The 10,720-nt window shown below is 67.6% G+C and carries 6 protein-coding genes; 2 read left to right on the forward strand and 4 right to left on the reverse strand.

Annotated elements, in window-relative coordinates; all coding sequences use genetic code 11:
• Positions 1-11 precede the first annotated feature (11 nt).
• On the reverse strand, positions 12-5,972 hold the full coding sequence (locus QHF85_RS27550; protein WP_281330310.1) for an AAA family ATPase: 5,961 nt from the start codon (positions 5,970-5,972) through the stop codon (positions 12-14).
• Between the two features lie 216 nt (positions 5,973-6,188).
• Here QHF85_RS27550 and QHF85_RS27555 point away from each other — a divergent pair, with 216 nt between their 5' ends.
• Entirely contained in the window at positions 6,189-6,887 is a 699-nt protein-coding gene (locus QHF85_RS27555; RefSeq protein ID WP_281330311.1) for a hypothetical protein, read from the forward strand.
• 615 nt (positions 6,888-7,502) lie between these two features.
• Here QHF85_RS27555 and QHF85_RS27560 read toward each other — a convergent pair.
• Positions 7,503-7,973, reverse strand: a complete 471-nt coding sequence (locus tag QHF85_RS27560) for a hypothetical protein (protein ID WP_281330312.1) — start codon at positions 7,971-7,973, stop codon at positions 7,503-7,505.
• Between the two features lie 47 nt (positions 7,974-8,020).
• Here QHF85_RS27560 and QHF85_RS27565 point away from each other — a divergent pair, with 47 nt between their 5' ends.
• A complete protein-coding gene (locus QHF85_RS27565; protein ID WP_281330313.1) occupies positions 8,021-8,464 on the forward strand; it encodes a hypothetical protein in 444 nt (147 codons plus the stop codon).
• Here the strand turns inward: QHF85_RS27565 and QHF85_RS27570 are convergent.
• Positions 8,385-9,662: a site-specific integrase gene (locus tag QHF85_RS27570; RefSeq protein ID WP_281330314.1), complete on the reverse strand. Its 1,278-nt coding sequence runs from the start codon at positions 9,660-9,662 to the stop codon at positions 8,385-8,387. The two genes, QHF85_RS27565 and QHF85_RS27570, sit on opposite strands and share 80 nt — an antisense overlap.
• Positions 9,663-10,045: 383 nt before the next feature.
• A partial coding sequence (locus QHF85_RS27575) for a hypothetical protein (RefSeq protein WP_281330315.1) occupies positions 10,046-10,720 on the reverse strand: 675 nt, incomplete at its 5' end.

A 10,720-nucleotide genomic window follows, 5' to 3' on the forward strand; every position in this document is an offset into this window, starting at 1 on the left:
CCGGGGGCTCGTCAGTTGCTCTCGCTCGCCGCCGGGCCTCCCGCGGCATATTTCTCGACGAACTCCTGCAGCTTCCGTATCTGGTAGGTCCGCGCCAGCGCCTCGAATTGCTCGAGCCAGGGGCCGAGTCGCGGCTCGTTTTGCTGCATTCGCACCGCCTCCGCCAGCACGTTCCGGATACGGCCCGACGCCACGAGCTGCGAGAGCATCGAGAGCTGTTCGGCCGAGGGCGGCAGCAACGCGCCGTCCTCCTCCGCCATGGGCGCCGCGGCTTTCACCGGCTCATGCGTCCATTCCAGGCCGAGGAGCCGCTCGATCTTCTTGAAGAGCAGGCTGGCCTGCACGGGCTTGGGCAAGAAGTCGTCCCAGCCGGCCTGGTCCCCCTTCGGCTGTTTGGCGGCGTTGACGTTCGCCGACGAGGCCAGGATCACCACCCCCTCGAGCTCGGGCATCTGCCGCAGCCGGCGCGTGGTCTCATGACCGTCCAGGCCTGGCATGGCGAGGTCCATCAGGATCAGCGCCGGCCGGTGCAAAAGCGCGAGCCGCAGCCCGGCTTCGCCGCTGTCGGCCTGGATGACGTCGAATCCAATGGGGACCAACAGATCGGAGAACAACGCGCGATTGCCGGCGTTGTCGTCCACGACGAGGATCTTGCGGCGCTCGCCGCGATACCCGGTGATCGTGTCCCACCCCGGCGCTTCGTCGACGGCCGCGGAAGGGAGCGCCTCGGCCAGCGTGAGCGTCACCGTGAACGCGCTCCCTTTGCCGAGCTCGCTCTCGACATGGATGGTCCCGCCCATCTGCTCGATGATCCTCTTGCTGATGGCGAGGCCGAGCCCGGTCCCCTCGCTCTTCACCCGCTGGTCTCCCACCTGCTCGAAGGGGTCGAAAATGCGCGCGAGGTGCTCCGGGGCGATGCCGGGGCCCGTGTCTTCGATCCGGAAGCGCACCTCGCGCGAACCCGCTCCGCCCTCGTCGAGCACATCGACGAGCAGCGTGACCGCGCCGCGCTCGGTGAATTTGATGGCGTTGCCGAGCAGGTTCAGGAGCACCTGCGTCAAGCGCTTTTCGTCGGCGTGCACGGCGGCGAGCGCCGGGCCCCGAACCTGGTAGGTGAAGGCGATGCCCCTCGGTTCGGCGCGCACGCGGCAGAGGTCCACGATGGATTGCACGAAGGAGGGAAAGTCGAGCCGGAGGGGGACGAGCTCCATCTTGCCGGCCTCGATCTTCGCCAGGTCGAGGAGGTCATTGAGCAGCGAGAGCAGGTGCTCGCCCGATTTCTTCACGATTTGCACGCCTTCGCGGCTCTTCGGCGAGAGCTCGGGCGCTCGCATGAGGAACTGCGCGTAGCCGAGGATGCCATTGAGCGGCGTGCGTAGCTCATGGCTCATGCTCGAAAGAAAATCGCTCTTCGCTCGATTGGCGCGGTCGGCCGCCTCCTTGGCGATCTGAAGCTGCGCGGTGCGCTCCTGGATCTTCACCTCCAGGTCCCGGTAGAGCACGGCATTCTCGACGGCGATCGCGGCCTGCGAGGCGAGCACCGACAAGAACTCCACGCGCGCGGGAGGGAATGCCGAGGGTACGTCGCGGTGCTCGAGGTACAGCACGCCCACCACGTGACCCCGGTGCGTCAACGGCAGCGCCAAAAGCGAGAGGACCGCGTGCGAGGTGAGGTACGGATCGCCGGCGAAACGCGCCTCGGACCTCGCGTCGCCGGTCACCACCGGCTCGCCCGTGCGGGCCGCGTATTTCACCACCGCCACCGGCACGTCCTGGCTCTGCCTGAGGGGCTCCGACAGCCCCGTCTCGATGCGGGTCCCCTCCACCGAGAGCCGCGCGACGACGGAGAGCGCTTCCCCTTCGCTGAGCACGAGGGCGCCGCGCTGCGCCCCCGCATTCTCCAGCGTGAGCTCCATCAGCCGGCCCACGACGCGCCCCGGGTCGAGCTCGCCCGAGAGCGCTTGCGCCGCGCGCACCGCGGTCTTCACGTCGAAACTCGCGTCCGTGGATGCACCCGTGGTGGTCGTCGTCGCCGTCATGGTCGTGCGCTCGGGGGAAGGCTCGTGCATGGCCCCCTTGAGCACGGCGGGATATCGCGCGCCCAGGTGGGCGACCACGGCATAAGCGCCCCAGCGCGCATAGGCATCACGCGCCTCGCGCAGGTACATCGCCCCGATGTGGCCCTTGCCCATCGAAAGGCGAAATTCGGCGGCGAGCTGGGCTGCGAGGGCCTCGATGTGCAGGAAGCGGTGCTCGCGGGAAAGCTCGATGGCCTCGTCGTATCGGGTCGCTGCCTCCTCGGTCTTGCCGAGGATACGCGCGTATTCGGCCTCGACGAGGCGCAGCTTGTGGAGGAAATTGGATTCACATCCTTCGGTGAAGTAACGCAATCGCGTGAGGCTATGCTCGATGTGCTCCCGCAGCCGCGCCCGCTGCTCGTCCGTGGCGGCGTCGGTCCAGCATTTCGCAGCGGCGAGCGCGAGGAAGAGCGGAATGTCCGTCACCGGCGGCATGCCGAGGATGTCGGCTCGAAATTGGTCTGCCTCCCGCGCCCGCGACAGCGCGCGCTCCCACCTGCCCGTGACGCAGAACAGATAGGCCTCCAAGGTCCGAGCGAGCCCTCCCGTGAACCCGTCCCCGTCGCCGAGGAGGGAGCGCGAACCCCGCGACAAGGGCTCGTCATGCAGGAGTTTTGGCGCGCCGTCGGGCGTCATCAGCACCTCGCAATAGGACGCGACCGCCTCGAAGTGGTGCCTCCCCACGGCGTCTCCCGCGCGTTGCACGAGATCCCAGCGAGCCTTGTGCTGCGCGTGGACCTGGTCGAGCGGCAGGCCACGCCAGACGCGGTAATAAAACAGCTCGGCCAGAAGGCCCCAGCTCGTGCCTTGAAACGACCCGATCTTCAAGCCGGCTGCGATGCCTTGCTCGTACACGGGGGGCGCTTCGTCGATGGGGCTCCAATGGGCCAGATAGATCGCCTTGAGCGCGATGCACTCGGGCAGCATCGGCGAGCCCACACGCTCTGCGGCGCGCACCCCGGGCGTGAGCCATCGCCTGACGCGCCGATACATGCCTGTCGCGACAGACCACACATTGGCAAAGCTGCAGATCATGAAGGCGGCGGCCGGCGTGAGCGCGTCCCGCCGTATCGCCTCGGACACGATGCGGGCGATGATGAGCGAATAGAGCATCGGCCGGCCGCCGTAGATCGTGCAGAGCTGCGCCTGCGTCATCAGGGCATCGATGAGCCGGTGCTCCAGCGACGGATCGGGCTGCATTCGGTCAAAGCCGTCCGGGTGGCGTTCGAGCCATTGATCCAGCTCGGTGGACTCTTGCAGGAGCGCCGCCAGACACGCGTCATCCGTCTCCGGAAACGTGATGCCCTGCTTTTCGAGCGCGGCGATCCCGATCCCGACGCCCCGCGCATACTGGCCCGTGGCGACACAGCAGCGCGTGCGAATCTCCTGCGCGGAGAGCCACGCCACCTCCGGCAGAGACCTGTCCAGCAAGGCGAGCGCCCGCGCCTCGACGTCGTCGAATTCCCGGAGCAGATAGGCGGCCTCCAGGCGCTCGAGACCAATCTCCACCGATAGCGCGTGCTCCTCCTCCCAGGCCCGCTCGCCGAGGAGCGCCTGCGCCTGGTCCAGCAGGTTCGCCATCAATCGGTACGAGCTCGCCGCCTTTGCGGTCCGCGCGGCCTCGAGGTTCAGCCGTGCGACCCCCTTGCGCTCCTCCACGGATTCGAGCCGCGCCGAGCCCAGGTTCAGGTGCCGCACGAGCTCCAGGAATTGCGGGGCCGTACCCCCCTCGGCGCGATAACGCGCCCGAAGCCGCCGGCCGATCTCCAGGTGCGCGAGGACGCGCCGCTCCGGCGAGATCCGCTCGTAGCTCGCCTGCTGCACGCGGTCGTGCAAAAACCGGTACGCCGCGTCCAGGGACTCCTCGCCGATGCCTCCGAGCGCCTGCGCGGGGCGGTACGCGCCATCGACCGGCACCACGAGCTCCGCGTCCAGCGCCGGCCATAACGCCCCCGTCACCGGGGCGCGCTCCCAACCGCTGAGCCGCGTGAGGTCTTGCAGGTGGAACGTGTGGCCCGCGCAGGCCGCGAGCCCCAGAAGCTTTTGCGTCGCCTCGGGCATCTCGCGCACTTTGTCCGTCAAGAGCGCCACCACGTTATCGGTGACGCCCGCCCTCTCCAGCGACGATTGCTCCCAGCGCCACGCCCCGCTCTCCGGATCCCGCACCACCTGCTTCTGCCGGTGCAGCGAGAGCAAGAGCTGCTCCAGGAAAAACGGGTTTCCGCGGGTCTTCTGCGAAAGCACGCGCGAAAGTGGCTCGACCCGCGCGGGCTCGCTCTCCAGCGTTCGCGCGAGCCACTTTTGCACCTGCTCGCCCGACAGCGGGCCCACCGTCAATCGTGAGACCCGGGCCTCGCTCTTTTCCACCGCCTCCACGAGCTTCCACAGCGGGTGCTCGGGCGGCGTCTCGTTGTCGCGGTACGCTGCGATCACGAGCAGCGACTTGCGCTCCACGTCCGTCAGCAGCGTTTGCAGGATGATCAGCGTGGCGCTGTCGGCCCATTGCATGTCGTCCAGGAACATCACGAGCGGCGGGTTGGGCGCCGTGACGGCTCGCACGAAATTCAGCCACGTCAGCTTCTGCCGATTGAGCACCTGCTCGCCTTCGACCGGCGGCACCGGCGGCAACTTGCCCATGACCAGGTCGAGCTCCGGCACCACGTCCGCGATGAGCCGCGCATTGTCCCCGACCTCGCGCCGGATCCGCTCCTTCCAGGCCTCGAGCACCGCCTCGGAGCTCCCGAGCCATTGCCGCATCAGCGCCCCGAAGGCTTGCGCGAGCGCCGCGAACGGCGTCGACCGCGCGAGCTGGTCGTGCTTGCCGGCGATCAAGAGCCCGCGCCCCGCCTGCGCGATATCCTTGTACACCGTGCGCACCAGCGCCGTCTTGCCGATGCCCGAGGGACCACCGACGAGCAAAAGCTCCGCCGCGCCCTGTGCGGCGCGCGCGAAGGATTCGGCCACCCGCTCGACGTCGCGCTCCCGCCCCACCAGCGCCTGCGGCAACCGGAGCTTGCGCGAAAAATCTTTTTTTCCCAGGCGGAACGGCTCCACCGTGCCCCGCTCGTCCCATTGCCGGAGGGCCTCCTCCAGATCCTCCGCCACGCCGCGGGCCGTCTGGTAACGCCGTTCGGGATCCTTGGCCAGGAGCTTCGCCACGATGGCCGCCACGGCTCTCGGCACGTCCGGGGCGACGGAATCGAGCGGAGGCGGCTCCTTGGCGAGATGCGCGTGCACGAGCGAGAGCGGATCGCGCTCCGTGAAGGGCAGCCGCCCCGACATCACCTCGAAGAGCGTCACCCCGAGTGAATACAGATCCGTGCGCGTATCGAGCGCGCGGGCCGTGCGCCCCGTCTGCTCCGGGGAGATATAAACCAAGGTCCCCTCGAGCGCCTCGGGGATGCTCGCCTCGGTCGCCTCCTGGGACAGAAGCGAGGCGATGCCGAAATCGAGCAACGTGACCGTCTCGCACGCCTCGTCCACCAGCACGTTTTGCGGCTTGATGTCCTTGTGCATCACGCCGGCGGCATGCACCCCCTCGAGCACCCGCGACAGGAGCCGGCCGAGCCGCAGCGCGGTCCCGACCGGCAAGCGCCCCTGTTTGGCGAGCAATCGATCGAGCGAGCCGAGGCCAGGATCCTCGAGCACCAGCGCCGCCGTGCCGCCGTGCTGCACGAGCCCCCGCGTGCGCGCCACCCCGGGCACCTCGGCGAGGTGCAAGAGCACCTGGTGCTCGTGGATCAGCCGCCCCATCACGCGTGGATTGGGCACCTCGGCCACCGGGCTCTTGATGGCCACGTGCGCCCCCGTGGGGACATGGACCGCGCGCCAAACCCGTGTTTCGCTCCCGTCGTAGACGACCTCTCCGAGCGTGTACTCCCGCAGGTCCATCATTCTCCCTCGCGCCCTGGCCAGGGGCGCTGCCGTCCGTGGAGGGATCCTAGATCGGGTGGAGCGGATTGCGAACCATCGGACTCCGAGGAAATGGAATCTTTCCCACGGTCCGTCCTTGACGCCCGAGCCCAGCGGGCTGTAGCCTCCCTCGCCAACTTGCCATCCCGCGGCACCTCACCGCGGTCAGAGAGGACGCACGGAATGTATCTCCCCGGCGTGAATGCATCGAGCGAGGTCTACGAAAAGCACACCGACCATTTCCGCGGCGCGGCGGAAGCGTGGGCCGACGCCGAGACGCTGACGGAAGCCCAGCGCGCGGCCATCGTGGAGGCGGACGCCGTGGTCAAGACGGCCGCCGATGGGCTGGCCAGCGCCGTCGTCGTCGAGCGAGCCGCGCGCAGGGCCGCGACGAAGCTCCGCGCGTGTTTCAGCATTCGTGACGCGATCCTTGATTTGCGCATCATGAACGTGAGTGACGCGCTCCTCAATGGCCCTGCCATGCGGAGCCGCGACAATCCCCTCTACAAGAACGTCTTTCAGGAGGGCACGGCCGGAGAGATCACCGAGGCGAAGCTCCGCGAGGAGCCCGAGCTCGCCGAGCGGATCCTCGGGCGCCTCGCGGGCGTCGACGATTTCCCGGGGAAGGCCGCCGCCCAGGCCAACCTCGACGAGGCGCTCAAGAAGAGCTTCGTGATCCGCGACGGGCTCGACGCCGCCGAAATGGCGCAGAACAAAGCAGGCGACGCCGAGATCCAGGCGCGCCTCGCGGTCCGCGTTGCGCTCGAAAAGGCGCACGGCATCCTCCGCGCGGCGTTCCCCGGGCAACGCAAGCTCGTCGAGTCGTTCTTCTTGCGGCGCGAGCGCAGCGCCAAGAAGGGCGGAAGCGGGAGCGGCGGCGCCGACGACGAGGGCTAGACGCCGGAACCTCGCCTCCGCGGCTGGCAAATTCCGCCCCGGGCTCCGGATCCGGCATTCGCGCATGCGCGAACGATGCACCGGAGCCCGGGACCACGCGTTCTGACAGCTCCAAACTCCGCACAGGACGACCTCGATGACGTTCGTGCGTCCCCGAACGGGCGCGCGGGGCGCCGCGCGCGCCTTTGGGCACGTCCGAACGACGCGCCGGGCTTCCTGTGCATCGTTCGGACATGTTCAAAGGGGTCCGTCGCCCTTCCTGTGCGTCGTTCGGACATGGCAGAACGATGCACAGGAAGGGCGGGGCGCGATTTGCGCGCGTCCGAAAGCGCGAACCTGCTTTCGTGCGGTGATTTGTCGGCATCGAGGGCGTTCATCGAGGGGACTGCCGATGCTTCGTCGTGTCTTCGCCTGGTGGTTGCCGCTGGTCCTGCTCGTCTTGTGCGTGCCGAACGTCGCGCGCGCGGAGGTCATCCGCGTCTGCGTCAAGCCGCCGGACGTGGCGCCGAACGTGAACGAATGGGCTTATTCGCCGGGGGCCAAGGCCCTGTGGACCACGAGTCGCGCGAAGTTCACCACGAAGAGCCAGGGGCTCACCGTCTACGTGTTCGACCCCTACGCGTCGCCTACGAGCGCGAGACTCCTGCCGATCCCGCACAACAAGCTGACCTGCCCCACGCCGCCGTCGCGCCCGAAGCCGGCTCCGCCGAAGGATGCGCCCAAGGCATCGGCTGAAGAGAACGAGGCAGGAGCGTCCACGTCCGCCGAGGCCTCGAAGCCGCAGAAGCCGCCGCCGGCGAAGGACGAACAAGGGGAGGTCGTGCCGCCCGGCGTGAAGAAGATGCCGGAGCGTCCGCCGGAGAAGCCGCGGCCGTCGCCGCCTCCGCCCGAGGGCGTGCTGTCGAAGGAGCCGCTTTTGCCGTCGGAGGGCGTTTTGCCGAAGCGGGACGAGGTGCATCCGCCGAAGTGCGTGGATGAGCCGTGCACGCTGGTGGATCGAGGCGGGGCGCTGCCGGAGCGCGTGTTTCGGAACGGGGCGCCGCTCGCGAGTGTGGCGTCGTGCGAGCAGACGAAGGAGGGGTGCACGGGGGAAGGGGAAGGGCAAAGCAAAACCCCTGACGCCGATCGAGCGGATGGTCCGCGAGTTGACGATCGCCTCCGCGATGCTGAACGGCGAGTTCAACCACGACCTCGCGCGCAAGGATGGCAAGCGGTTCGGCATCATCGGCGGCGACGACGCGGACGGCGTCGACAACGCCATCGTGCAGGCCGCGGCGGCGATCACGCAGGTCGCGTCGGCGGTGCTCGTCGGGCAGGCCGAGAAGTTCGGGAAGAAGTTGGAGGAAGCGTGCGCGAAGAAGGCGCCGCTCATCCTGGAGGGGGCGGAAGAGTTATCCGAGGACGCGGCGAAGCTCTTGGCGGAGCAGTACGGGGAGGTGATTACAAACGCGCTAGCGCAGAACCAGACGATCGGCCCGTACAAGCTGATGAGCAAGTTCACGGATGGTATGAAGGGGAGGTACGAGGCGCATCACATCCTGGAGAAGGATATAGGCCGCGCTTCTCTTGCCCTATGATTCCAGCGGTTTGGCGCACGCTGCGCGGAACCCTCGACAGATTCCCCGACAAATTCCCGCTCGCCCCCGGGGGCTCCATGGTCGAGCCGAGCAGGGAGGCGGGCAAGGGCGGGAAGGGCTCGCCCACGTTGCCCGTCACCGATTCCGCCTCGCGAATGTAGAGCATCGTCGTCTCGAAGTTCCGATGCCCCGCGCGCTGCATGATTACGTGCGGTGTGTCTCCGCGGAGCGCCATCCAAGTGCATCCCGTGGCCCGCAAGTCGTGGAAGGTGATCCGCTTGTGGAGCTCGTCGGCGATGAAGAGATCCGGCCGGGTGATGCCGGCCTTCGTCAGGGCCTTGCGGAAGCGCCGGGCCATCGCCCAATTTCGGACGCGTATCACGAACCCGCTGTCGTCGCGCTCCGCGTACAGGACGCGCAGCAAGGGGAGCAGGTTCGGCTCGATCCTGAAACCACGCGGGCGCTTGCCCTTCGTGCCCTTCTCCTGCTTCCGCTGGCGGTCGTAGCTGCGCCGGATGTGCGCGACGCCGTGATCGAGATCGATGTCTGTCCACCTCAATTGCAGGACTTCCGAGACGCGGCAATAGAGGTATATCGCCAGCGTGTAGAGGCGCCGCAATTCCAGGTCTACCCCTTCGCACGATGCGAGTTTCAGGAACTCGTCCGGGTAGAGGTAGGCTTTGGACTTCTCGGTCCCCCGGTCGGGGGGCGTGATGCCAAGCGCTGGGTTATCCGCGCGCACGCGCAGCGCGAGGTTCTTGGAGGCGGACGCATCCTTGAACAGCTTTCCAACGGCAAGCCATAGCTTCGACACGCTCTGCCATGAATACTCTTTTCGGGCAATCTGCCCGTCGAGGGCTTGCACGAGCTTTTCAAGGTCTCCACGCGTGATCGCTGTAATCGGCTTTGTGCCGATGTGCGGCAGGATGTGCAGCTTGAACGCCGATCGGTCGCTTCCTACATTCGAGTAGCGTCGATCCTCGCGGTCTTTCAGCCACCGTTCGAGGTACTCTGCGAACGTCTCGCCCTTCGGAATGGGCGCGGCGCCGCTTCGCTCCCGCGCCTGCTCTTCAAGGCGCGCGCGTGCCCGGTCGGGATTGTCCGTGTAGAACTGCGCAGACTCACGGGCGCGAGCTTCGGACATCCCCGGGGAGAGGTGGATCCGCACGTAGCGGCCGTCCAGAAGGACGCGCGCCACGTAATGGTCACCCTCGGGCAATATGTTACCAGTGCGACGGCGGCCCATATTACAGGACCTCCGCGCTTAAAAAATGGCTGGATCTCGCCCACGCGGGCGGTATGGTGCCCATGATCAAACCTCGCTCATTCCGGGGTTTGGTTAGGGGTCCGTTCGGTGTTACCAGCACCGGGCGGGCCCCGCCTTTTGTTACTGCCCGTACAGGCGAGCACAAGCGGGGGCCGGCGTCAAGGTACCCGACGAGGGGGCCGGACCCGTAGGGCCTTCCTCGCCGCATGGCTCGCCCGTCGTGAGCCTCGCGAGCTCGCCGCGACCGTTCACCCGTCGCCCGTCACCCGAGGCGTCCACGGGCATCCTCGGGCCGCGCGCGGGCCGCTCGCCCGCTACTCCGGGCCGGGGTCGGGCTCGCGTTCGGGTGCGTCTGCGGGGCTTGGCGTGGCCGGTGGAGCCTCACCCGCCAACCACGCGAGGCCGGCAGGGGTTATGTAGTGACAGACGGGCTTGCGCCTCTCCTTCGGCCTGTCGACGCGCACATATTTGCGCCGCTCCAGCTCGTCGCGAGCACCGTAGGTATTGTTGCTACTGCCATCGATTCCGGCCACGAGCGTCCGCGCGGCGCATCCTTCGTGGTCTTTCACGTACGCCAGGACCTTACGCATCATGCGTTCCAGCTTCGGATCGTGCTTCTGTTTCTGGTCCTGTTCCTGCTCCGCGGTCCGGTACACGACCCGCACGCCCCCCTTGGGATCGTTGCCGATCGCGACGTCTTCAAATCGGAGGTAGAAGGGCTCGATCATCCCGCCGGTGGACTCAGCCGCGGGCTTGACATGGACGAGCCTTCGGGCCGGTTCGTCGGGCTTGCTCTGCAACGTGAACACGGACCCGCACGCGTCGAAGATCCCCGACGAACCACGCAGCCCTAGAGCGCCGATCAGTTCAAATTCCCATCTCATTTCAATGACTTGTGCGATGGGGATCGACACGCGCCTTCCGGCATGATCCACTGCGCGCGGCTCGCCCAGCCGACGGAGTGGATTCCTGTGTTGACGACCGTTCCC

Source organism: Polyangium sp. 6x1 (genome assembly GCF_029946515.1).
Lineage (GTDB): Bacteria > Myxococcota_A > Polyangia > Polyangiales > Polyangiaceae > Polyangium.

What these genes read in the sequence shown, in the direction of transcription:
- QHF85_RS27550 (WP_281330310.1), bottom strand. Translation starts at nt 5,972, where the DNA reads ATGATGGACCTGCGGGAGTACACGCTCGGAGAGGTCGTCTACGACGGG.
- QHF85_RS27565 (WP_281330313.1), top strand. Translation starts at nt 8,021, where the DNA reads ATGGTCCGCGAGTTGACGATCGCCTCCGCGATGCTGAACGGCGAGTTC.